Origin of the sequence: Streptomyces sp. NPDC020742, assembly GCF_040641675.1 — a bacterium.
GTDB lineage: Bacteria > Actinomycetota > Actinomycetes > Streptomycetales > Streptomycetaceae > Streptomyces.
In genome coordinates this window covers 335,327-358,215 of record NZ_JBFAEA010000003.1, presented here as the reverse complement: position 1 = coordinate 358,215, position 22,889 = coordinate 335,327, and the positions used below count along the sequence as shown (strand labels likewise).

Annotated in this window: 17 protein-coding genes and 1 pseudogene; 3 read left to right on the top strand and 15 right to left on the bottom strand. The window is 66.0% G+C overall.

Translation table 11 applies throughout. The features are described 5' to 3' along the window. Window positions 1–2 precede the first annotated feature (2 nt). Window positions 3–248 (top strand): hypothetical protein, encoded by a 246-nt coding sequence (locus AB0G84_RS09030; protein ID WP_361317612.1) that lies wholly within the window; start codon window positions 3–5, stop codon window positions 246–248. A gap of 208 nt (window positions 249–456) precedes the next feature. Beyond that, complete coding sequence (locus tag AB0G84_RS09025) at window positions 457–801, top strand: immunity 49 family protein (RefSeq protein ID WP_361317609.1); 345 nt, start codon at window positions 457–459, stop codon at window positions 799–801. On the opposite strand, the gene AB0G84_RS09020 is transcribed toward AB0G84_RS09025, so the two are convergent. From AB0G84_RS09020 to AB0G84_RS08950, 15 genes and pseudogenes are all read right to left on the bottom strand, one after another. Beyond that, window positions 689–976 (bottom strand): Imm49 family immunity protein, encoded by a 288-nt coding sequence (locus tag AB0G84_RS09020; protein ID WP_361317861.1) that lies wholly within the window; start codon window positions 974–976, stop codon window positions 689–691. The genes AB0G84_RS09025 and AB0G84_RS09020 overlap by 113 nt on opposite strands. Window positions 977–1,269: 293 nt before the next feature. Further along, on the bottom strand, window positions 1,270–2,139 hold the full coding sequence (locus AB0G84_RS09015; RefSeq protein ID WP_361317607.1) for an immunity 49 family protein: 870 nt from the start codon (window positions 2,137–2,139) through the stop codon (window positions 1,270–1,272). A gap of 71 nt (window positions 2,140–2,210) precedes the next feature. Next, complete coding sequence (locus tag AB0G84_RS09010) at window positions 2,211–2,663, bottom strand: hypothetical protein (protein WP_361317605.1); 453 nt, start codon at window positions 2,661–2,663, stop codon at window positions 2,211–2,213. Window positions 2,664–2,959: 296 nt separating this feature from the next. Beyond that, window positions 2,960–5,506, bottom strand: coding sequence for a hypothetical protein (locus AB0G84_RS09005; RefSeq protein WP_361317602.1), 2,547 nt, complete (start codon window positions 5,504–5,506; stop codon window positions 2,960–2,962). After that, window positions 5,503–5,958 carry a DUF6507 family protein gene (locus AB0G84_RS09000; RefSeq protein ID WP_361317600.1) on the bottom strand — a complete coding sequence of 152 codons (456 nt, stop codon included), beginning with the start codon at window positions 5,956–5,958 and terminating at the stop codon, window positions 5,503–5,505. The genes AB0G84_RS09005 and AB0G84_RS09000 overlap by 4 nt, the downstream gene beginning before the upstream one ends. Window positions 5,959–6,093: 135 nt before the next feature. Next, window positions 6,094–6,405, bottom strand: coding sequence for a pore-forming ESAT-6 family protein (locus tag AB0G84_RS08995; protein WP_361317597.1), 312 nt, complete (start codon window positions 6,403–6,405; stop codon window positions 6,094–6,096). A gap of 50 nt (window positions 6,406–6,455) precedes the next feature. After that, window positions 6,456–6,788, bottom strand: a complete 333-nt coding sequence (locus AB0G84_RS08990; RefSeq protein WP_361317594.1) for a hypothetical protein — start codon at window positions 6,786–6,788, stop codon at window positions 6,456–6,458. A 209-nt stretch (window positions 6,789–6,997) separates the two neighbouring features. Continuing rightward, window positions 6,998–8,419, bottom strand: coding sequence for a DUF6177 family protein (locus tag AB0G84_RS08985; protein WP_361317592.1), 1,422 nt, complete (start codon window positions 8,417–8,419; stop codon window positions 6,998–7,000). An 82-nt stretch (window positions 8,420–8,501) separates the two neighbouring features. Further along, a complete protein-coding gene (eccCa, locus tag AB0G84_RS08980) occupies window positions 8,502–12,476 on the bottom strand; it encodes a type VII secretion protein EccCa (protein ID WP_361317589.1) in 3,975 nt (1,324 codons plus the stop codon). 37 nt (window positions 12,477–12,513) lie between these two features. Beyond that, window positions 12,514–13,755 carry a MinD/ParA family protein gene (locus AB0G84_RS08975; RefSeq protein ID WP_361317587.1) on the bottom strand — a complete coding sequence of 414 codons (1,242 nt, stop codon included), beginning with the start codon at window positions 13,753–13,755 and terminating at the stop codon, window positions 12,514–12,516. A 60-nt stretch (window positions 13,756–13,815) separates the two neighbouring features. Further along, window positions 13,816–15,144 carry a type VII secretion integral membrane protein EccD gene (eccD, locus tag AB0G84_RS08970; protein WP_361317584.1) on the bottom strand — a complete coding sequence of 443 codons (1,329 nt, stop codon included), beginning with the start codon at window positions 15,142–15,144 and terminating at the stop codon, window positions 13,816–13,818. 219 nt (window positions 15,145–15,363) lie between these two features. Next, window positions 15,364–15,630, bottom strand: a complete 267-nt coding sequence (locus tag AB0G84_RS08965; protein WP_361317859.1) for a hypothetical protein — start codon at window positions 15,628–15,630, stop codon at window positions 15,364–15,366. A 792-nt stretch (window positions 15,631–16,422) separates the two neighbouring features. Next, a pseudogene (locus tag AB0G84_RS08960) lies at window positions 16,423–16,518 on the bottom strand (3-hydroxyacyl-CoA dehydrogenase family protein); the annotation flags it as partial. A 664-nt stretch (window positions 16,519–17,182) separates the two neighbouring features. Beyond that, window positions 17,183–19,930, bottom strand: a complete 2,748-nt coding sequence (locus AB0G84_RS08955) for an ATP-dependent RecD-like DNA helicase (RefSeq protein ID WP_361317581.1) — start codon at window positions 19,928–19,930, stop codon at window positions 17,183–17,185. Between the two features lie 722 nt (window positions 19,931–20,652). Continuing rightward, window positions 20,653–21,045 carry a hypothetical protein gene (locus AB0G84_RS08950; protein ID WP_361317579.1) on the bottom strand — a complete coding sequence of 131 codons (393 nt, stop codon included), beginning with the start codon at window positions 21,043–21,045 and terminating at the stop codon, window positions 20,653–20,655. A gap of 260 nt (window positions 21,046–21,305) precedes the next feature. Between AB0G84_RS08950 and AB0G84_RS08945 the strand changes: the two genes are divergently transcribed. Continuing rightward, the gene (locus AB0G84_RS08945) at window positions 21,306–22,844 is read left to right on the top strand and encodes a UvrD-helicase domain-containing protein (protein WP_361317576.1); all 1,539 of its coding nucleotides are present in this window, start codon (window positions 21,306–21,308) and stop codon (window positions 22,842–22,844) included. Window positions 22,845–22,889 lie beyond the last annotated feature (45 nt).

The following is a 22,889-nucleotide window of genomic DNA, read 5'->3' as shown; positions in this document are numbered from 1 at the left end:
GGTTGAAGACCAATCTCCTGGCCACCCGCGAGAAGCTCCCAGGCATCACCATGGATGCACGCGGACTTATCATCATGGGGCGGGAGGACGGGACAGACAGCGCCCGCGAGATCCGGGATCGCCGCTCCGCCAATGACCGGATCGAGATCCAGACGTATGACTGGCTGCTGCGCGCCGCCCGCCGCGCCGACTCTATGGCCTGGGGCCTGCTGGACGAGGAAACCGGAGACCTCGACCGGGACTGGTAACAGAGAGGTCGCCCGCGGACACACTTGGGCCCCTTGCATCATCCAAGCTAGGGCCCAGGCTACCGCCACCCACGTATGGACATACCGGGGTGGGGAGCATGAGGGCCCCGCCCTCACCCCGTAGGAGCCACTGACAATTCACGTGTCCAGATCGATGACGCTCTCAACGACACCAGCTCGGCAGGCTCGATCCACGGCCCTGTGCCAGGTGCCGCTATCCCTGTTGCGCGAGAACGGCTCGCGCTTCGCCGAGTTCCAATTCGCCTGGATCGACACCCTCCAGACCTACTGGCTCGGCGGCCCCGACCTCGGCCAGAAGCTGGTTGCCGCGGTGGACGGCACGGACCCGGAAACCGTCACCGACCCAGAGACGGTGGGCAAGCTGATGTACCCGCCGATGGAGATGTTCCACCGGATCGTCCGCAAGGACCGGGACGGCTTCAACCGGGCGCTGGCCAACGCCCTCCAGTGGCACAAGGAGTACTGGAGCGAGGAGGAGCGAGCCTTCCAGATCTCGGGCCTCGTCGCCCTCGCCCCCCTCGCAATGCCGTGATCCTGTCCCGTTCCCGGCACACCACGGCCACGTAGAAGGCGGTGAGCCAGGCGTTCGGGTGCACATACCACTGCGGGCCGGTGGCCTGAAGTATCCGATCCTGGTGCGCAATGCGGCACTGAACTCGCGCTTCCGTCGTGGTCGCGGCAGCGAACACCGCGGAGCCGACCTGCATCGCGTTCACCCAGGCATCCCACGTGGGGAAGATCGAAGCCCGTGGGTCCATCAGGCAGTGCGCCTTGGCCAGGGTGAGCGTGGTGCTCAGGGCATCGCCCAGTGGTGGAGCGTGCCTCCAGCCCGTCGATCAGCTTCTGTGCGTTGTTTTGGAGCACGGCGAGGCCCTCTTCCGTGTTCCCCGTGGGAAAGGGGTGGCGGGGGATGATCGAGGCCACGTGTTTCTCCTGAGAAGAGCTGTGGGCTGCCTCGGCCGGGAAGTCGTGGCGGGGAATGCGCGTCGTCATGTGTGTCTCAGGTGGGGAACTCACCGAGCCAACCGCGCTGGAGCAGGTGCTTGGGCAGGTACTCCGACTCGACCTCGATCGGGAGTTCACCGTCGTAAGCGAGGCAGGCGATTGCAAGGGGGCCCAGGGCGATGCTGCCGTCGATGTCCGCTTCCCGGTCCTCGTTCAGGGTCCAGTACGTCTTGTGCAGCTGCAGCGCCTCCACCAAGGCCGGACTGAAGCCTTCCTCGTCTTTGCGCACGAAGCGGTAGAAGAGGTTGATCGGCGGATAGAGCAAGCCATCCAGTAGATCTCGTGGAGCGGCCCGTGCCACTGCGGGATCCGACGCCTGGAATGTGGCGGTGAGCTTCTCCACCAGCCCCGGCCGCCGCAGCCAGTATGTCTGCAGGGTGTCCACCCAGTGGTAGATGTACTCGTCGTATTGCCCCTCAGGAGCACGCAGCCGCTCCAGCGGGATCTCACACAGCTGCGTCATCCGCTGCTGGTCACGACAAATGACGGCCAGCCAGAACGCCGTTAGCCAGTTTCCCGCATCGGCCGTTGGAAGCGGGCCAACGGCCGGAAGCGTCCGCACCTTCCGGTTGATGCGGCATTCGACGGTCCCCTCGTTCGCCGTCGTTATGGCGAACAACGCTGAGCCCAGCTGCATCGCGTTGACCGTGGCCTCCCATGTCTCCAGCGCCGCCGCTCGCGGATCGACGACACAGCGAGCGCGCAACACCAGGAGTCCGGTGTCGAAATGGGAGTCGATCAAGCTCGTGGCGCCGACGGAGTCCTCGAGACCGTCGATGCCCTCGGCCAAGTGTGCGCTCAGCCGCTCCGCGAACTGCTCGGCGTCGGGTCCTGCCGCGTCATGCCGGGCAACAGTGACGGTCACGGAGTCAGGGTACGTCGAGGCTCTGACGACACTGCCGGCGGGCCTGCGCGTGGTCCCGAATCTCGCCCCCACTACCGAGAGGTGTTGCTAAGGATTACTCCGATGAGGTTGGCCGCCGCGATCTCGTCAAGTTCGACCAAGCCTGCGTCCTTAGCCTCTTCTTTGGAGCCGGGGATCCGATCCGTCGGTTCCCACTGGAGGTCCCGGCTGAACAGTTCGTCATGCTGCTCGTCTCGCAGCTCACGACGCCTCAGGAGCGGCCCTTGGCCGTCGGCTGTGGTGTAGTACGAGATGCGTCCCTCGGCGTCGACGGCATCGAGCACGGTGTCGCTGAGCGTGCTGAGAGACGGGGCGCCGAGGTGGCCTCGCAGGGTTCCGGGCCGGAACAGCACGCCTGTCAGATCGAGGAAACCGGCGTTGTCACGGACGAACTCCCCTCCCCGCTCATAGAAGAGGACAAGCGGCTCGTAGAGATCCGGGAGATCGGGAACCGCATCCGGGTAGTGCGTCTGGAGTTCCGCCATGCGCACCGCGCCCGCACAAGTGCGCCTAACGGCCCCGCTGGGCACATGACTTAGGTATTCCTCAAGTTTCGCAGCGAATTGTGGGGGAAGATGGAAATCCGGGGCCACATACTGAGTAACATCAAAGAAAGGCCACTCGCTCTCTGCTGAGTAGACCTCTGCCCACAGGGCCGCCCGCCGCATATACTCACGCAACAAAATGCGTCGAGACATGACATGCCCGAACGCGAAATCCCAATCCCCCATCCACTCCACCGCTCGTAGACGATTCAGCATGGGGGGCGACGTCCGGTCGGTCACTTCAGCTCAATTCCCTTCGATCGCAGCTCCTGGAAGAGCGCTGCCATTACCTCGTCGATATTGGAGAGATTGGGTGCCAGCTCGACCTTGGGGACGTCGAGGCCCAGCCCGCGCCAGTGGTTGAACCCGCCCCTGTTCTCATTCGCTGCAAGCTCGTGGGCGCCCGCCTCGGTCGACCTTTGAGGCCAGTCGCGATAGTACCCGGATTCGCCCTCATTGCGGAAATGTTGCCATAGGTGCGGCTCATCGCGCAGATACGGAATGCCCGCCTCGATCAGGTGACTCTCCACGTATTCATGAGCGATGTAGCGCTCGAACTTCATCGTTTCCTCAGGGGTCAGGCTACGCTGAGCGGCCGCCTGCCAAATTTCGGCGAGGTCGCTGCGAGGTGTGAAATGCGCTAGCCGTACGTCGCCTGGGGCCTGGGCTACCACATGCTGGGTGAGGAAGAAGTGGGTACGGACGCGGTCTAGCACCTGAGTGCTGACACCGGTGTTCTCAGAAATACTCCTGGTGTCCAAGGAATCCGGGTTGGCCCGGATCTCATCATAAAACCGTGCCGCCGCGGCGTCTTCGGGCGCAGGTTCTTCGACGTACCGTGCGCCGTCCGGCCTGGGCTCGGACCCACCCGGAAGGAGCGGACTCTCGGGCTCGTGCGGAAACGGCCCGTCGCCGTCCGTATGGCCCAAGCCGTCCACGCCTCCAGTGCCGGGCAGGTCATGTCCGCTTCCCCCGCTGACGGGGCCGTCGCCCTGGTGCGGGATGGACGGGCCGTCGCTGACGCCGTGGCCACCGTTGCCCGTGCTGCTTGTTTCGTCGGTGTGGCGAGCGCCGCTCGTGGAGTTGTCCAGCCCGCCGGTGACCGGAGTGTGAGAGGTCCCGTCACCGCCCAGGGAGTGGCTGTTGGTGGGCATGCTGTCGGCCCTGCCGCCTGGGGTGTTACCGTCGCCGGCGCGGCCCATGGGGGTGTTGTCGCGCGGGCCAGTGGCACTGTGGCCTGCGTTGTCACTGGTGCGGGCCGGGTCGGACATCTCCGAGCCGCCGCGTCCGCCAACACCGGCCGGGACCCGCTGTTCCTGGTGGGCCGGTTTCTCGGTCCGTGGGTTGTCCGCGCTCGCCTTCGGGCTGGGGACATTCTCCTTCTTGGCCTCGTCGCCCTTCTGGAGGAGGCTGCCGTCCTCCCTGTATAGGGAGCCATCGGTGCCCATGTACTTCCCCGGGCCGTCGAGTGGGCTCTTCACTGTGCCCGGCGGGAGGGTGACCGTGTCTTCGGGCAGCTTGATTCTGCCGCCCGAGAGCCTGGTCGCCCCCTCCGGAACGGCGGCGTCCTTGGGGAGCTGGATCGTGCCGTCCGGCATCTTGTGGGCGCCTTCGGGCAGGCTGTAGGCGCCGTCGGAGATATTCGGGGTCGCGAGGTGGCCGGCGTCCCTGAGGCCGGCCATGACGCCGCGGAGCTTGGACAGGCCGACGCCTGCGCCCTTGGCGACGTAGGTCATCGGGTCGATGGCCTGGGCCACCTTGCTGCCGATGGAGATGGCCTTGGCCGCCGTGGCGGCCTTGCCCGCGCCCGCCACGGCGCTGCCGCCGCCCCGGGTGATGACGGCGCTCAGGACGTTGAAGGTGACAGCGCCTGCGGCCCGGGAGTTGTTCGATCCCCACTGGTCCCAGGCGACGAACGCTTTGCCGGTCTCGGCCATCGCGGTACGCGATTCCCGCAGCCAGGAGGGGAGCATGCCGTCCGGCAGCATCCAGTACGCGGGGCCCACGAAGGGCAGGGTGGTGATCGTGACGCCGGTGGAGAGCTTGGCCAGACCGAGCCATGCCTCGCCGGCGGCGTCCCCTCCGTGCCCGCCGAACAGGGTTTTCAGCGCCTCGACGCCGGCTCCTGCGCCGTCGACGACGAAACCCTTGCCGAATTCCCAGGCGTGCTCCCACACCTGCCACCCGGGAATGGATTCCTCGACCGCCTCGCCCCAGGGCAGGCTCTTGGCCTGCTTGAGGTCTTCGGCGCGGTAGCCGTACCCCGTCTTGTGGGTGGCGTCGATGACGTGGAGCGCCTTGCCGTTGACGAGGCCGACGATCTTGGCGTGGCAGTTGCGTTCGGCTTCCTGGAACGCGGTCCAGACTTCGGCGATCTTGTTGCGGCGGGCCAGGTTCTCGTCGGTCAGGTCGCCGTCTTCGCTCCAGTCGTCTTCGGCGGCCTCGTTGGATTGGAAGTCGGCGGCTTTTTTCTTGAGCTGCTTGAACTTCTCGATCAACGGGGTGATCTCACGGGCGTAGGTGCCCAGCGCCTTGGCGATGACGCGCATGTCTTCGCCGAGGTCATGCGCCGTGTCCTCCACCGGTTTGGTGACGCCGAACAGCTGCTCCGCCTCGGGTGCCTTGTAGAAGGCGGCCAGGCCGCCGAAGGACTTGTGGACGTCCGAACCGGCCCTTTCGACCGTGGAGCCGCCGCGGGAGAGCGCCTTTACCTTGGATTCGAGAACGTCCAGATTACCGGTGAAGACCGGTACGTCGTCCGGGTCGACCGGTCCGCCGCTCACTTTTTCTTCCCCCCGAAGTCCTTGAGCGCCTCCAGCCGCACGGCGTGGGCGGCGCTTTGGGCGTTCTTGGCCGCTTCCAGGTCGCCCTGGACGTATTCATTGGTGGCTTTGGCGGCGCCCCAGACAGCGACCTGGCAACGGTCAGCCATCGCCTTCATGCCCTTCTTGCGGCCGTTCACGTACTCGACTAGCGCGGCGGCGACCGGGCCCGTGGCCGTCTTCGGCAACAGGTCCGGGGCCACCGGTCCCACCGGCTTGTACCCCGACGCCGACATCAGCCCGTTCGGTGACGTTGTGGCCTGCGTGCCCGGCACGGCCGTACCGGCCGCCTGGGCGGCCTCCTGGATGTCGGCGAGCAGTGTGTTGAGGGCCGTGCCGAGGTCTTCGGCGTGCGTGCCGACAACCTTCAACTGGCCCCGCACTCCCTGCGGCTGAATGTCCCATGACGCCATGAATGCCCCCCGTATTCCTCATCTCTTGCACCCACGCACCACGACCCGCGCGACACCACCGCCCCCACGGAGGCCAACAACCCATCAGCGCAGTGCACAAATGGTGTTTCCGTCTGCTGGTGCGCTGGGGGTAATTCAGCCGATGTTGTCGACTGCGGCCTTTGCGCGTGCGAGTGTCTGGTGCGCGGTGGAGTCGTTCTTCTCCAGCGTCGTCTTCAGCAGCTGGATGATGCTCCGGACCTCCTGCGAGGCACGGTTCCAGCGCTGCTCCTTGCCGTGGTACTCCTCGGCGACACCATCCGCCGCGAAGTCCGCCATCGCCGCCTTGACCTGCGCATCACGCGCCGCGATCACCTGCTCCAGACGGCCGATCACCGTCTGGATGTTGCCCTGCGCCTCCGCCGATGCACCTGAGTCGTACGAACGACGGTCCATGCCAGCAGCCATCACGATCACTCCCCCTAAAGACTCTGTGTACTTCCGCAGCTACCGGGCTGTCAGCGGCCTGAGAAGCGGGCCGCGTCGAAGTTCGCCGCCGCCATCTGCGTCCGGGCGTTGTCGGCCTGTTCCTGCACGCCCGAGCCGAATGCCGACTCCATACCCGACTGGCCGCCCACAATCGCGGACAGCGCGCTGTTCAGCGACGCCGTGATCTCGTCCGCGTTCGCCTTGAAGGAGTCGAACGCCGCCTTGCCGGCGCCGTTGAACTTGCCCTCCAGCGGCTGCGCTGCCTGGATGAGCTGGTGGATCAACGTCCCCAGTTCTGTGCTCGATCCCTGCGACTTCGACCTCAGGGTCGAGAGCGTCTGCGCTCCCATGTCGAACTTCATCGGGCTCCCCCTGCCGGACTTGGCGATCGTATGTACGGTCATGCCTATCAACCGGGACATGACCGGTGCAATTCACAATCCCGATGCTATGACGAGGGTGTGACAATGGCTCAAACGCGCCAGGAGCCAACCCCGTCACTTGCGGCGATGTGCTGGGCGTGGGGACGCATATACCCATCCACCGTGCCGCTCCGATCGACCAGGTGCTCTTACTCGCCTTTCAGGTGCCGCATCAGTCGTTCGAAGTCCTGCCAGCCGGACAGGTCCGAGGGGTCGCCCGGCAGCAGGTAGTACAGCGCGGGGCGGGCCTTGGGGCCGAGGGGGACGGGCGGCTGGGAAAGCGGGGTGTTGCGGGCGCGGCCGTTGGGCATCTGGTGGACCTCTTCCGCGCCGAGCACGAAGGCGAACGGGACGCCGGGTCCTTCGAAGTGGGGCGGTACCGCCAGGTCGCGGCGGGCTTTGCGGATCTGGATGAGCATCGAGGTGAGGCGGTGACGAGTGGCGAGCAGTTCCGCGGCCCTGGGCAAGGCGTCCACCGGAGGCTCCTCGTCCGGTCCGTAGCCGAAGGCCAGCGTGACGTACTCCTCCACGCCTGCCTTCGTGCGCTTGACGCGTATGGTGGCGAGGCCGGGCCGGTCCGGGCTGCCGACCACCACGAACCAGGTCGGCGCAGGTGCCCGCTCGTAGGCGATGTCGGTCAGCTGGCGTGGTGACCAGGGCAGGGTGGCGGGTTCTGCGGTGCCCCAGCCGGCCGGGGGCTCGCCGGTGAGTTCGCGCCATATCGCTTCCAGCGCGCCCCCGAGTACCAGACGCTCGTCCGCGGGGTGGGTGGTGCGGAAGGTGATGGCCAGCTGGTGCTCGTCGGTGGCCGTGACCTCCTGGTAGGAGGCGGCCAGCTGAGTGCGGGGGGCGTCGTCGGTTGCGTCGGGCGACGCCACGGGGGCGAACATGCCGTCTTGCCAGGACAGTACGGCTCCGGTCAGCCCGTCGTAGTAGCCGTCCCGCTCATCGCGTAGGACCCAGCGGGAGGGCCAGTGGCTGAGGCTGTCGCGTACGGCGGGGGAGAGCGTGGTACCGGGCGGGCTGACGATCTGCAGACCCAGCTTGGCGTTGGCGGCTGTCTGGTACGCGTCGGAAAGCCAGGCGGTCATGGCGACCACAGGGCGGTCCTGGATGACGACAGCGACCTTGTCGGTCAGGACGTCGACGGTGGCCTGACCGGCGGCGGGCGGGGGCGCGACGCTCACACCTTCGCTTTTCACCACGGCGAGGTTGTGTGCGGCGGCTTCAGGAGGCCAGGCGGAGCCGTCAGCCAAGGTGGCCAACCGGGCAGCGAAGGCGCCCGCGAGACGTTCGGCGTGCTCGACGCCGGTGGTGGCGCGGGCTTCCGTCCACCAGTAGGGGACGGGCGGTGGCGTGGCGCCGAGGAGCCGTTCGGCCTCTCCGGGGACCTGGACGAGCAGCGGGGCCTCGACGGAAACGAGCGGTCGGCCCTCCTCGTCGCAGAGTCGTATGACGGCGCCTTCGCCTGTGGTATCGACGAGGTTGTCGGGGCCTCCGGAGAGCAGGCCCGCGAGCATGGTTGCCGGGTCGGGCATGCGCTGAGTGAGGGCGATGACGTCCTTGGTCATGGGGTCGTCCGGTCCTTCGTCGTCTGTGGCAGCGGTGCCGTACGGGTGATGGCCCACGTGTGCGGGAGAGCTCTTCGGTGTGTCACTCCGGTGAGTACACGGTTTGGATCAGGCGGTTGGGCTGGCCTCTGCGGATGAGGACGCCGCGGCCCGGTGGCTGCTGGGAGGCGTAGACGCCGGGGAAGAGCTGGCCCTCGCCGCGGTCGCCCGCCATGAGCAGTGCGGAGGATCCGGACTCGCGCAGGCCCTGGACCAGGGGCTCGTAAATGCCGCGTGAGGCGCCGGCGACACGGCGCGTCAGGACGAAGTGCAGGCCGATATCGACGGCGGAGGGGATGTACGGCAGGAACGGGGCCAGCGGTTCCTGGCCGGCGGTGGTGAGCACGTCGTAGTCGTCGATGAGGACGACGATCCGCGGGCCGCCGCCCCAGCTGCCGGGTTCCAGGTCTTCGAGGCGCGCGCTGTCACCGGGCAGCCGCTTGCTCAGCTCAGTGGTGACAGCGGCGGCGAGGCCCGCGCACAGCTTGGCGTTGTAGGCGTAGCCGCCGTTGAACTCCTCAGGGATCGCGCCGCGCAGGCCGCGCCGTGGGTCCATGACGGCGAAGACCAGCTCGTCCTCGCTGTAGCGCTCGACGAGGCCGCCCGCGATGGTCTTCAGGAGGTTGGTCTTGCCGCATTCGCTGTCGCCCATGATCAGTAGGTGCTGGTCGTGCTGGAACAGGTCGAGCAGGACGGGGTCGAGCGCGGTCTGGTCCAGGCCGATGGGCACCCGCTGGGGTTCGGCGACCGGGCCCGGCAGGAGGTCGGGCTGCAGGAGGTGCGGCAGTACGCGTACCGGCTGGGCGACCTCGCCGCTCCAGGTGGCGCGGATCGACCGGGTCGCGCGCTCCAGAACTGCGCCCAGCTCCGCGGTATCGGCGAGCGAGTCCGTACGGGGTAGCGCGACCTGGGCGAAGAGCTTGCCGGCGGTCAGGACGCGGCCGGGCTCGTCGGGCGAAAGGGTCGCTGCCAGCTTGCTGTCGATGCTGGATTCGCTGGGGTCGTTGAGCCTCAGCTCGACGCGGGTGCCGAAGTTCGACTGGACGGCGATGCGGACGTCGTTCCAGCGGAGCATGCCCGCCACGACGTGGATGCCGTAACCGCCACCGCGTTGAAGGATGTCGGCGACGGCGTCGTCCAGTTCGTCGAAGTCGTCGCGCAGGGCGCCGAAGCCGTCGATGAGGAGCACGATTTCGGCGGAGGCCAGCTGCGGCAGCCGGCCCGCCGCGTGCAGGTCACGCAGCTGCTCGACGGAGTCGATGGCATGCTCGCGGAAGAGGTCCTCCCTAGCCGCGAGCATGGTTCGTACCTCGTCGACGGTGCGCGCCACCCGCTCACGGTCGACGCGACCCGCGACACCCCCGACGTGCGGCAGGCCCGCCAGAGCGGCCAGGCCGCCGCCGACCAGGTCGAGGCCGTAGATGCCGACCTCCTGCGGGGTGTGGGTCAGCGCGAGGGAGAGGACGAGGGTGCGCAGGAGCGTGGTCTTGCCGGACTGCGGGCCGCCGATGACGGCGGCGTGGCCGCCCGCCATGGTGAGGTCCAGGTACCACTGTCCCTGCCACTGCTTGGCCGGATCGTCGAGCAGACCGAGCGGTACCTCCAGTGGGCCGCGGCGCCCCGCGAGCTGCATACCGCGCGCACCGACGTTCAGGGGGCCGGCGACAGCGTCCAGGGCGATCGCGTCGGGTAGCGGGGGCAGCCAGATGCGGCGCACCGTACCAGTGGCGTTCGCCAGCTGCTCGACCATGACGCCCAGCTCGGTCGGCCCCATCTCGCGGCGCCGCACCGCAGGCTCGTGCCCGTCCGCATTCTCCTCAGGGGAAAGGGTGTTGAAGGTGTCGTAGGGGAGGGCGAGGGGTCCGCTGTCCTCGTCGTCCTCACGCTGTACGGGGCCGCGGTAGGCGCCCGAGACATAGCTCGCCTTGAAGCGGTCGTAGTGGCTGGTGTCGACCTTGAGGTAACCGAATCCGGGCAGCGGCGGCAGGTGGAAGGCATCTGGGGTGTCCAGAACCGTACGGGATTCGTCGGCGGAGAAAGTGCGCAGGCCGAGCCGGTACGAGAGGTAGGTGTCCAGGCCCTTGAGATGGCCGCCCTCGATGCGCTGGCTGGACAGCAGCAGGTGCACCCCGATCGAGCGGCCGATGCGGCCGATGGATAGGAACAGGTCGATGAAGTCCGGTTTGGCGGTAAGCAGTTCACCGAACTCGTCGATGACGACAAACAGATGCGGCAGCGCCTCCAGGTCGGGCCGACGACTGGTGCGCAGAGCGGCATAGTCGCCGATGTCGGCGATGTTGCCGGCGTCCTTGAGGACCTGCTGGCGGCGTTTGACCTCGCCGGCGAGGGAGGCGTGGACGCGCTCAACCAGGCCGGCCTGGTTCTCCAGGTTGGTGATGACGCCGGCGACGTGCGGCAGGTTGGCGAACGGTGCGAAGGTCGCCCCGCCCTTGTAGTCGACGAGGACCAGGGCGAGGTCCTCCGGCGGGTGCGTGGCCACCAGGGCGAGGACAATGGTGCGCAGGAGTTCCGACTTCCCCGAGCCGGTGGCGCCGACGCACAGGCCGTGCGGGCCCATGCCGAGCTCGGAAGACTCCTTCAGGTCCAACAGCACCGGCTCGTGGGCATCGTTGATGCCGATCGGTACGCGCAGGAAGGCACGTTCGCCGCGCGGCGCCCACAGGCGCGAGAGGTCGAGCTGCGCCACGTCGTCGACGCCGAGCAGCTCGGCGAAGTCCACCGGCCCGGTCAGGGGGGCGTCGGTGAGCGACTCGGCGGAGAGCCGCAGTGGCGCCAGCATCCGAGCCAGGCCCTCGGCGAACGGGATGCCGGCCTCGTCCACAGAGCCGTGGGCGAGGACCGGCTCCTGCGCGCGCAAGTCCTCGATGATCACCTGATCGCCGTCGACAGTGATCCGCACGCCGACATGTCCCGGCTCCTGGACCCGCCGTTCGAGCAGGTGCAGAACGGTGACGCCCATCTCGCGCAGGCCGACCGCCTCGTCGGGACGCGGCAGATCGACGGCGTCCTCACCATGCCCGTCGGTGACGACCAGCAGCCGGGACGTCATGGACAGGGCGTCCTTGCCGGACAGGCCGCGGCGCACCTCTGCCGCATAGGAGGCGCGACGGCGCAGTTCTGGGCCGAGCTGCCGGGCGAGCTGGGGTGCTGAGGGTGCGATACGGCGCGCGGCGACGGGGCCGTCGAACTGCTCGGTGTCGAGCAGATGCGGCAGCCACTTGGCCCACTCCCAGTCGGCGAGCCGGTCCCCGGGCACCGCGATCGCCATTGCCACATCGTCGGGAGCATGCAAGGCAGCGGCTTGCACGAAGAGGGCGCGCGCGACGCGCAGGCAGTCCTCGCGGGCGCCGATGACGCTGACGTTACCGACACGGTCGAGCGGGACTGTCAGCGGCAGCTCGGTGCCGGTGCGGAAGCGGGCCATCAGCGCCGACGCCTCATTGAGCATGAAGCGGTCGGGTGGGGTGAGGACCGACGAACCCTGCTGGGCGATCTGCAGATCGCGTACGGGCATCTCACCGGTGCCGACACGTACGCGCAGAAAGTCGCCGTCGGCGCGGCGGCGCTCCCACAGGCGAGCCGGATCGCGCACGATGTCGTAGAGGGCGGCCGGGGGCGGGTTGAGGACATCGGCCCGCTCGCGCCGTTCACGCTCCTCGCAGGCCAGCTCCTCGCGCAGATCCTCCAGATAGGCCAGGTACGCCTCGCGCTGAGTGCGCCGAGTGCGCTGCGCCTTGCCACGCTGCGAGAAGACCAGCGCGACGGACCCGATGACGGTGACGACGAGGATGATCGCCCCGAGCCCGGCGAACTGGCTGTTGCGCACCACCGTCATCATCACCACCGACGACATGACGCCAGCGACGGGCAGCAGCGACATCGCGATGTTGCCCGCCTTCCCCTCGGGGAGGTTGGGCGGAGCCTCGATGACTCGCGCCTCGGAGGCAGTTGGGGGACGGGTGGTCCTGGCCGGGCGGTGGATCAGTCGGGTACTCATCGTCGTCCGTCATTCACGATCGGGCTCGGCATCTGATTCAGTGACGCTTCTGGGAGAGGGAGAGCTGGAAGACGTCCGCGGCGAGGCGGGCAGCGGCTTCCCTGGTCGGGTGAGCCAGCAACTCGGTATGGACTCGGCCACCGGCTGCCAAATGCCGGTCATACGGCAGAACCTGAACGCTTACTCCAGTGGACCTGAGCCTCCGGGCGGCCTCGTCGAGGTCGACTCCCGAGTGCGCTACCAGTTCGGTGAGCACGACCACCGTGCCGGCGATCACATGTCGAGGCAGCCCCTGCATCCACTGGAGCACCGAGTGCGTGCTGGTGATGCCTTCCGGTGTGGCGGGCGCGGTGAGCACACGGCCGTGGGCGGCGGCGAGCGCGATTCGGGCGACTTCGGCGGGCAATGTCTCGCAGTCGATGACCATCACCCCGAAGTAGCGACGCAGCGCGACCACGGCCCGCTCGTACGCCCGGCTGTCCAGCATGACGCCGATCTGGCCCTGGCTCGCGGGCAGCAGCCAGGCGTTGTTGGGGAGCTGGACGAGATAGCCGGTGACGTCGAGCAGGGACATATCCGGCTTGACGATGTCCGAGACATCGCTGGTGGTCCACCGCAGCGCCTCGGCACCGAGCCGCATCGGCAGCGAGCCGAGCGCCGGATCGGCCTCCAGGAACAGGACCGGGTCCTGCCGGTAGTGCGCATACGTGGTGCCCAGCAGCGCGGCGACCGTCGACTTGCCGGACCCGCCCCGGATGGAGGTGACGGCGATCTGCCGGCCTGTCGTCACGGACTGCTGCAGCACCGCAGCGGTGCGGGTGACCTCGGCGACCTCACGCGCAGCGGACGAGGAAAGCGTACGGCGCAGGGCACGTACGGCACGCGCCGCGAAGGATTCTCCGTGCCGCGGCTTGCTGCGGCATGCGTCGACCAGCCCCGCGTCCACCACAGGTCGCGAGCCGGGACCGCTCTGGGGCTGGGGGGCCGGGGCGTACGCGGCCGGGGCCTGCTGCTCCTGCTGCTGTCCCGGGTACCCGGTCTGCTGCGGCCAGCCGCCCGGCTGACCCGCCTGCTGCTCCTGCCCCTCATGCGGGTAGCCGGCCTGCCGTGGCGCGCCACCGCCATGGGTGGCGTCCGGCGCCTGCGTGCCCTGCGCAGGCAGCGCACTGCCCGGCGCGGAAGCGCGGTACGCCTGCGCGCCGGGGCCCTGTGCCCCCTGCTCGGCGCCGCCCCTCAGGTCACGCAGCACATCACCCTGCCAGCCGTCTCCGCTCGGCATGCCTGTCTACCCCCCACTCTGCTGCCCCACCCGCAGCGCCAGTACAGCGACTCAGATCTGTCAGAACTGGTTGAGCAGCTGCCCATACACACCGAACACGCCAAAGGCGAGGGGGAAGAGCCCCACCATGCCGATGGACTCGACCAGATCGCCCATACGCCGCAGCCGCACCTGCACATGCTCAGGAACCTGCACCGCCAACACGACCAACGGCAGCACCGCAGCCACACACAGCACAGCCAGCGGCCCGACAGCCCCCGCATGCTCCATCCACCACATCACCAGGCGCACCACCAGGCACGACGCGGCAGCGAAGAGCACAACAACCTCAACGACCAGCGGGAACGCTCGCGTCCTCGACACCAGCACCACGACAACGAGCGCTGCCAGCGCCACGGTCCATACGGTCGGCTTCTCGGCCAGCGTGAGCAGCCATCCGGCGGAGGCTGCCGAAATCGCGGTGACGAGCGTCGAGAGGGCGAGGCCGCGGTGCGTCGCCGCCAGCGCGGTACCTACCTGGTGACGGCTGACAGAGACACCGCCCGAGCGGCGGTCATCGAGCGCGGTGAGCCCCGACGCCATCAGCGCAAGCCGCGGCAGCACTCCGAGCGCCACCAAAGAGAGGACAGCCATCACGGCACCGAGCCGGGCCGGATCACCCTGAACAGCGGCCACCGCCTCCCACGCAAGGGCGATCGCGGCGGTGGCCACCGCGCCAACGAGCCCACCCTTGCCCAGCGGAGAGAAGTAACCAAGGAACACAAGGGTCACGACCAGCGCACCCGCCACGGCAGCGAGCCGCGCGGTGCCCGGCCAGTCGAACGCATCGGCAGCCGTCCACGCCGTGAGAACACCAAGCCCGCCGGCGGCGAGCAGGAGCGCGGTCGCCAGTCCCCGGTTCCCCCGTCCGACCTTGGCGACGAGCGCACCGGCCGCCAGGAGCACAGGCAATACAGCTGACAGAGCACCGACCAGGGTGCCAAGCGGGAACTCACGGCGGGCGAGCAACGCGGCGATCACCGCGAAGGCGACGGTCGCCACACCCGCACTGGCCCGGCGCGCAGCAGGACGCCAGCGCCAAGACCGCAGATCGAGGTCGTCAGCCACCTGATCAGTGACGTCGTGCACAACCGGAGCCGGCGGCGCAGAATGCGTCGTCACCAGCCGGAGCACGGCACCGTCGGCGATCCCGGCCGACGCCAGCGTGCTGTCGTACGGCAGGACAGAGCCGTCGGACGTCATCAGCTGCCGAGCTACCGGGCGCGATGCGGGCCGATCGCCCAGCAACGGAAGGACATCCGGGATCAGCTGCCCAATCGGCGTATCGGAGAGCAGGACGACATCGGCCCGGCGTCGCTCGCCGACCAACGTCACTCGGCTCAGTTGCATCCGGGAACTCGCTGCTCTGCTCACCACTTACCGGAACCTATCATCGCGGCGTTGACGACCTCTTGGGCCAACCAGCCATACACCTGTGCCGCTGACGTCCACCACGACCCCATGTCAGAGGAGACGGAACACCTCTGCCATCGCGCAGAGTTCATCGCATATGCCCCTGGGTACCGCAAAACCTGTCCGAATCCGATCCATGGAGACCTGGGATTTCGCCTACCTCGTCGGCTGCCCGTACTGCTGCATCTGACGCTGCTGCTTCTCCTGCTCAGCCTTCTGCGTGGCCAGCGTGTGCTGAAGGAACGACCACCCCACGCACCCCGCACACAGGACAGCTGTGATTGCGATCCCCGCGAACACCTTCCCCAGCCGCTCGTCCGCCGTCCGCCGCCCCCGCTGCGCACCGAACAGCAAGGCGTCCCGCAACCTGCGTCGCCGTACCGCCACCGACTCCAGCAGCTGACTGTCGTAATCCCGCGCCATCTTCCCGCCCGTCGCCTCAATTCGCCTGCGCGCCAGCCACGATCGATGAACCTCGACCATGTGCGATGCTTCGCCGGCAGCCCCTCCGAAGTCCTCCCACATGATGGCCCACTTCTGGGGCTGCCGTTGAGCAGGCGACCTGTCGAGCACCTTCATATGCCGTGCGAAGGCATCCGGCCGTCACTCCGTGCGGTTCCCGGATCGACGAACTATCCGCCCGCTGAGTAGCCGCGCCGGCGTGGGGGCACACCACCGACTGTGTGCCAGCATTCGGCTGCGCGCCCACCCGCAAGCGCGTACCGCACATACGACCAGGCCACAGAGGCAGAGAGTTCTCGGCATCCGCCAGTGGCCACGTGTGTTCTCAAGGACGTCCAGCCCTGGGGGAAGGGGGCGAACAGCTGCCGTCGTCCCTCGCCCGGGCCGCCGTGCAGGCTCAGCATCGCTGATCAGGCAGCTCCGAACCAGGGACGCCGGCAGGGATTTTTCAGGGACTTTCAGTTCTGTCCCAGAGACTTTCCAGGGAATTTTCCGCATAGTAAGAGGGAAGGCCTCGACAGCTCCGAAAGATGCAAAGTCCCAGGTCAGGGCTGATTTCTTGTCAATCGCTGACGCTCAGCAGGACGCGAACCCGTGCAGACCACGCCGAACGGGCAACCGAGTAGTTGAGAGCCCGCGAGAGGCTGCGAAAGCCGCCCGGGTGCAGCGCCGATGCCAGTGCTGTACCCGGTGAACTCGGCCTTGAACAGGTCCAGTTGACGGCGTCGGCGCACTTCCTAGTGCGGGTAGAACCCCGACCCCCGACTTCCGGCCCAGCCGGCCCGCGTCGACCATCCGCTGGAGCAGCGGGGGAGCGGCGTACAGCGGCTCCTTGTACTCCTCGTTCATGTAGCCTCCCGTTCGCGACAGTTGTTTTCCAGCCACTGCTTTATCTCGCTAGGCCAGAACCGCAGTTGTTGCCCCACACGAAAACTTGGGATGGCCTGCTTCTCGTGATTGTCATAGACCCATGAGACGGGCTTCTCGAGAAAGTCAGCCAAGGCTGGCACGGTCCACATGGATTGGTTCATGGCTGTCTACTTCCGCAGGTCGGGAGTGCGACACATTAAGGACGGATCGCGGCCTTACCAAACGGCTCCGTAGATCACCATCTGGACCCACGGGCCGTGGTGGTCTCCTCCAGATAGGAAGTCCACGAGGTGTTCCGGTCACGCGCTGTGAGGGACGAACGTGTCTGCTCGCGGACCACGGGAGCGTCCATGCCTGTCAACGCTGAGACTCAGCACCGACCCAGCACAACGCCCCCGGACCGGAAGGGCCCCAGCGGAACTCAGCATGAAGTCAGCACAGCTCGGCTGGGCTCGCTCAGAGAGAACGGGCCCAAGCCGCTGAACTGTATGTTTGCCACTGGCAGTCGCGTACTGGCCGATAGGGGTTGCCTGAGTGAGCGCTGCAAGGCCCTGCCCAATGCCGATGAGGCACCTCCGACCTACACCTTTCGGGTCGGCTGGGAGGTGCCCCACGGCGCCGCCGTTGCTGTCGCTGCCGGCGTCTACGGCAGCTGGCGCGTCTTTTGGCGCTTTGGTCGCTTCTCAACAGGGACCAAACCTCGGCGGATCTTCATCAGATGCTCGTCTTTTGTGTTCTCGCGCACGGCGAGACGACTCAGGATTCGATGCTGGGTTTCCGGCGTCCAGAACACTTCGAGACGCTCCCGTGCGCGTGTGATCGCGGTATAGAAAATGCTGTGGGAGATGCTCTCCTCGTTGGCATCTGTGATGACAACCTTTACTGACTCGTACTCAACACCCTGTGCCTTGTGGATCGATACGGCGTAAGCGATCTGAAACGGCACCATGGTGGTGGCAGAGTCGTCGTCATCGTCGCTGTTTCCGCGCTCGAAAACGTCGAACTGGACAGTCGAGCCTTCCACCCAGCGCAGACCTGTGAAGAGCACATCGTCTTCAGTGACATCTCGTTCGAGATTCACATCGAAAGTGATACGGCCGGGCACACGATCGATCTTGACGATCTTTCCCTTCAGGTTGTTAAAGATGACTGGACTGAACCGATCAGACTCGTTGAAAAGTACTGGATCTCCGACCTTGTATGTGGACTCGCTCCATGTCACAGCCGGATTCGAGTTGCTTGCCTGTAGGAACCGGTTAACGTTGTTGATGCCATATAGGCCGTCATAGTTCAGGCAGAGCACGATCTCGTCGTCGGTTCCATGTTGAAAGAGGGAGTCTCCCAGAACCTTCGAGTAGTCATTCTTGGAGAGCGACTCCTCGATGTGGTCGTCCAGGTTCCGCACCCTGCTCCACAGCGTGAGAAGGCCCTGATCGGTCGTTCTGAAGGGTTCTGTGAGTTCGAATACAGACTCGCTTGGGATGTACGACCGGATGATGCTGAACCAGTTGCCAAACTCGATCGACTCGATCTGGTAGACGTCGCCAACAAGCACGAGCAGATCGAAGGATGTATTCTCAAGTACATCGAGCAGGCTTGCGTTGCTCACGGTGCTGCACTCGTCGATTACCAATACGCCGTACGTTGATCCGAACGACCTACCATTGCGTACGTGCTTGCTGATCGTGCTGAACTCAGTGTTCGGCGCCTGTACTCGTCTCTTTAGGTTGTCGACGGCCGGATTGGTATGCGCCAAAAAGAGCTTTCGCGCGTCCTCGAAGTAGTTCGCGATGTGATTCACCATCGTCGATTTTCCCGTACCGGCCGCGCCGTAGACGAGGGCGACCTTCGAGTGCCCGAACAACTTCGTCAGGGCCTCAGCCTTCAAAGGGTCATCGATGACGCCCGGGTTCACATCAATCCATGCCTGCACGTCGCTGCTGTGTTGAGGGACGCCACTAGCAGAGATTTCCCGGAGTTTGTTGATGATCGAGACCGTGTCGTCCTCGTACCCGACGATGAACACATGCCCATTTGCTTGAGCCAGATTCCGTCGCGCGTGTCGTGCAGTGGGCGGAAGCATGCGATTGTGGCGCGCGATCAGCTCGTCGAGGTCACCGAGGTCCTCCAGCTCAGCTGCCGGCGTATAGATCACACCGTGCTGCTCGACATTGCTCCTGACTCGCCTGGCCAGCAGTTCGTGAGGCCGAGTCCTGGCGTCCAGGCTCTCGGCAAGGTCCCCAAAGCGCGGGTTATGTCCGCGCGGTGATGTGCAGAACGGCATCGTGTCGAACGGCTTGCAACCCCAAGATACGCGCAGCCCGGAGAGTGCAGAACACTGGTCGACATGGAACTGTGCTTTGATGACAAGGTTGTTCATCCGCAGCATGAGGTACCGCAACAGACGAGAACCTGGCCGGTTGTTGCGGATGAGTGACCGCGCGCGGTCAAGGACAGGAAAGATTGCCGCATTTCGTTGAGTGCCGACTAGTGCCCAGGAGCGGAGCGAGCCGTAAGCAGCGTCGGTCATATCCATGAGATCAAGCAGACTTGATCGTGTTGATGTGAGGTACCGCATCAGGTTGCGGTACTCGGAATGCGACCTACTGACCTTTCCGTACGAGGCGTCGAAGAGGCGCGCGAAGTTGTCGAATTCACACGGTCGGATTGACACCTCCCATGAGCGGATCAGCGTGATCGGCATTTTCTTGCCGAGTACCTCGATCGTGTCGCTCGCCAGCTCCAGACTGGCCGCGTATTTGTCGGTGACGTCGATGTCGGTAAACCCAATGATGCGATCGAACTTGCTCGTCCGGTTGTGGGCGAGATGAAACGTGACCTCATAGTAGATACGGCCGGCGATGAAGAATGGTCGCGAGCTGTGAATGTAGTATCGCTCGCGACGTGGACTTGAGGAAAGCCTCGTTTTTCCCTGCTCGATGCAGGAAGCAATCTTCTCGTAGTACTCCCGCAACGAGGGGTCGAGGTCGATCGGGAACTGTTCGATGTTGGTCAGGATCGTTATCCCGAGCTGATCCTTTGCGAGGTCGCGGGTGCGGAGTAGGTACTCGTAGTACTTCAGCATCAATCGCTCGGAGGGGTCGCGATCCAGCGTGTAGTGCGAGACGCTGGCCTGGAGTACGCCATGGAATCTACTCAGGAGCCTGAACTTGGCGAGCGCCTTAACAGCATCCAGAGCTGGCCCGACCTGGTTGTAGTGAAACTCAGCCGAGCGATCATTAAGGTGCGCCCAGACAGCAAGGCCCTCGACAAGATTCCGGAGTTGGCCCAGCACGTTCTGCGAGAGGAAGCCTCGGTCGACTACTGGGTTGGCAAGGTTCTGGCAGATCACGTCGTCGGCGCTCTTCACTTGCTGTTCTACTGTTGCCATCGCTCCCGCTCTACTTCCCCGAAGGATCGTGCGTCACCTTCGATGGCGAGGCACGTAGTCCTGGCCGCCCCGCCCCGAGCCTTGCTGAAGTGCACCGGACGGTATCCGTGCAGGTGTTTCGTCCCCGCTGCCGAACAGTGGACGCCACCCCGGTGCACAACATCAGACGACAATAGAACCACTCAAGAGCCCACAAACGCCCCTCCTTTCAAGACTGCCCTGCTTGCCACACCGGCTCCTGTCCCGACCTGTACGTTCCCGAGACCAGAGGCGGCTCGCGCCATCCTGGCCGCCCATGTGAGGCCACAAGCGGCGAACAGATCCATCCGACTCACCGCTCACCCTCACCGAGTGCGCTATGAGGACTGGGGCACAGTCGCTATGCATCCGGCGACAGGCCCTTTCCTAGCCGCTTCGCCTCGCGGAGCCGAGATTCCTGTGGCCACGCCGACAGCCGTCCCAAGGAGACCTGCCGCCGAGGTGTGCGGGAGCGTCCGTGGGGGTTCGCGTGCCAGATCAGAGGGGATGTGTGTAGGGGGGCGGACGGGGGCGGTTGTTGGTGCGCTGGACAAAGACACAGGACAACGAGCGGCTTGAAGGCAAGGTTGAGCCGGCAGATTCACAGTCCAACGGCGACTACCGGAGTGCTACCGCGCGAGCTGGCTCAGCCGCAGGTCTCCGTCTCGACGGAAGCGATCTTGCGCGGTGATGCCGCCGGAGACTTAAGCCCTTCTGCGCTGGCCAGGAACGGCGACGTGCAGCTGTTGGAGACCGTGCAGAGCGGCATGGAACGCGGCCGCGATCTCGCGCGCCCTCTCCTCGGTCTCGATCGCCCACATGGAGATGTAGTCAGGTGCAATGTTGGCCTGCGTCACTGTGTCAGCGAGTACCAATGCTTCAGCCGCGGACCGCAGGACTATCACTGCCTCGTCCGGGATGGGGGGCTCGCTGCTGGCCATAGCGTCAAGCTCCACCTTCCAGCGTCGTCCTTGACGAGCGATGCATACAAAGATCACGTTGTTGATCTTGGCGCTTCGATAGGCCGTGTGGTGAGCTTCCGGTTCCGTGCAGTCGGGGATGAGTGCAGCTGGGAGAGGCGTTCCGGGCGTCGGCATGGTTATATCGTCGCAGGCACCCGCACTGCCTGCCAGGGTTTCTCTGCACCGACGGGGAGACATAACGCGCAGTCAGTAGCGTTCGTTGGTGGACAACTCCCAAGATTGTTGGCCGTGCTGCGGCGGTCCTGCCGGGCCGTGCTGTCCTGTGGCTGGGCGTGCAGACGATGCAGAGATTTCGTGATCCGCAGACGCGCATACTCTCCGCGTGTCACCGTTCGATTGCGCTATGAAGCCGTATCCACCCTTTGAGGAGCGCGATGCCCGCACCTACCCCTGAGCAGAGCGCGGCCGTAGATACCTTCCGGCGTGGGGACCACCTGGTCCTCCGGGCCGGAGCTGGAACCGGGAAGACGACGACGCTGGCGATGCTCGCGGCCAGCACGACCAAACCCGGCCGGTACATAGCGTTCAACAAGTCGATCGCGAATGATGCTGCGCGCAAGTTCCCCGGCAATGTGTGGTGCAAGACCGCCCACTCGCTGGCTTTCGCAGCCGTGGGCCGTAGATACGGATCTCGGTTGAACGCGCCCCGGGTGCCTGGCTGGAAGACCGGTGCCTCGCTTGGCATCGCCATCAACATGAGGGTCCGGATCGGCGAACGAAACGTCACCAACAAGGCGCTGTCCTACACCGTGTTGCGGACCGTCACCCGTTTTTGCCAGTCCGCGGACCGCACCATCAAGCGCCACCACGTTCCCCGGCTGCGAGGCGTCGAGGCTGAGGACCTGCACGCCCAGCTCGTGGACATCGTCTTACCGTACGCGGCCAAGGCATGGGACGACCTCCAGAACCCACAGGAAGGCGTTGTCCGCTTTGATCACGACCACTACCTGAAGATCTGGGCATTGACCGAGCCGAGGATCGAAGCGGATTTCCTGCTGCTGGACGAGGCCCAGGACACCAACCCGGTAGTCGAGCAGATCTTCAACGCCCAGCGGGAACACAGCCAGTTGGTGATGGTGGGTGACTCCGCCCAGGCTATCTACGGCTGGCGCGGGGCGCGGGACGTGATGAGCAACTTCGATGGCAGCCAGCTGGCTCTGTCCCAGTCGTTCCGCTTCGGCGCTGCGCTGGCCGAGGAAGCCAACCGATGGCTGCACATCGTCGACTCCCCGATTCGCCTGACCGGTACCCCGGCCATCAACACCCGGCTCGAACGGCTGGAGGAGCCGGACGCGATCTTGTGCCGGTCCAATGTCGGCGCGATGCTCGAAGTCATGCGCCAGCTGGAAGCTGGCCGCCGCGTCGCACTCGTCGGCGGCGGCGACGCACTGCGGGCCCTGGCCCGCGCCGCCCGCGACCTGAAGGCCGGCAAACGCACGACCCACCCCGAACTCATTCTCTTCGACACCTGGGGTGAACTGCAGGAGTACGCCGAATACGACCCGTCCGGACGCGACTTGCTGCCTCTAGTCGACCTGGTCGACGAGCACGGGGTGGACGTCATTCTGCAAGCGGTGGACCAGCTCGCGGCCGAGCAAGGAGCTGAGATCGTCGTCTCCACCGCCCACAAGGCCAAGGGCCGCGAATGGGCCTCCGTACGGATCGGAGAGGACTTCGAGGAACCGATCGACCCGGAAGAGACCGACGAGAACGGCGATCCGTTGCCTGGCGACATCGATAGCGCCGAGGCCCGCCTCGCCTACGTCGCCGTCACCCGTGCCCGGCACAGCCTCGACTTGGGCGGCCTGTCATGGATCAACCAGCATCCGGACGGCAACCCCGGCGGCAAACGCCCGCCCCAGGACCTCAAACCGTCCTCCGGATGGGACGCGCTGGGGCCTGCGTCGCGCTGAACCGGGATGGGAGGCGGGCCCGGTGGCGTTGTCAGTGTCCTCTGC

What these genes read in the sequence shown, in the direction of transcription:
- AB0G84_RS08990 (WP_361317594.1), bottom strand. Translation starts at nt 6,788, where the DNA reads ATGAAGTTCGACATGGGAGCGCAGACGCTCTCGACCCTGAGGTCGAAG.
- eccD (WP_361317584.1), bottom strand. Translation starts at nt 15,144, where the DNA reads ATGCAACTGAGCCGAGTGACGTTGGTCGGCGAGCGACGCCGGGCCGAT.
- AB0G84_RS08945 (WP_361317576.1), top strand. Translation starts at nt 21,306, where the DNA reads ATGCCCGCACCTACCCCTGAGCAGAGCGCGGCCGTAGATACCTTCCGG.
- AB0G84_RS09010 (WP_361317605.1), bottom strand. Translation starts at nt 2,663, where the DNA reads ATGGCGGAACTCCAGACGCACTACCCGGATGCGGTTCCCGATCTCCCG.
- AB0G84_RS08955 (WP_361317581.1), bottom strand. Translation starts at nt 19,930, where the DNA reads ATGGCAACAGTAGAACAGCAAGTGAAGAGCGCCGACGACGTGATCTGC.
- AB0G84_RS09020 (WP_361317861.1), bottom strand. Translation starts at nt 976, where the DNA reads ATGCAGGTCGGCTCCGCGGTGTTCGCTGCCGCGACCACGACGGAAGCG.
- AB0G84_RS08965 (WP_361317859.1), bottom strand. Translation starts at nt 15,630, where the DNA reads ATGGCGCGGGATTACGACAGTCAGCTGCTGGAGTCGGTGGCGGTACGG.
- AB0G84_RS09000 (WP_361317600.1), bottom strand. Translation starts at nt 5,958, where the DNA reads ATGGCGTCATGGGACATTCAGCCGCAGGGAGTGCGGGGCCAGTTGAAG.
- AB0G84_RS08985 (WP_361317592.1), bottom strand. Translation starts at nt 8,419, where the DNA reads ATGACCAAGGACGTCATCGCCCTCACTCAGCGCATGCCCGACCCGGCA.
- AB0G84_RS08950 (WP_361317579.1), bottom strand. Translation starts at nt 21,045, where the DNA reads ATGCCGACGCCCGGAACGCCTCTCCCAGCTGCACTCATCCCCGACTGC.
- eccCa (WP_361317589.1), bottom strand. Translation starts at nt 12,476, where the DNA reads ATGAGTACCCGACTGATCCACCGCCCGGCCAGGACCACCCGTCCCCCA.
- AB0G84_RS08995 (WP_361317597.1), bottom strand. Translation starts at nt 6,405, where the DNA reads ATGGCTGCTGGCATGGACCGTCGTTCGTACGACTCAGGTGCATCGGCG.
- AB0G84_RS08975 (WP_361317587.1), bottom strand. Translation starts at nt 13,755, where the DNA reads ATGCCGAGCGGAGACGGCTGGCAGGGTGATGTGCTGCGTGACCTGAGG.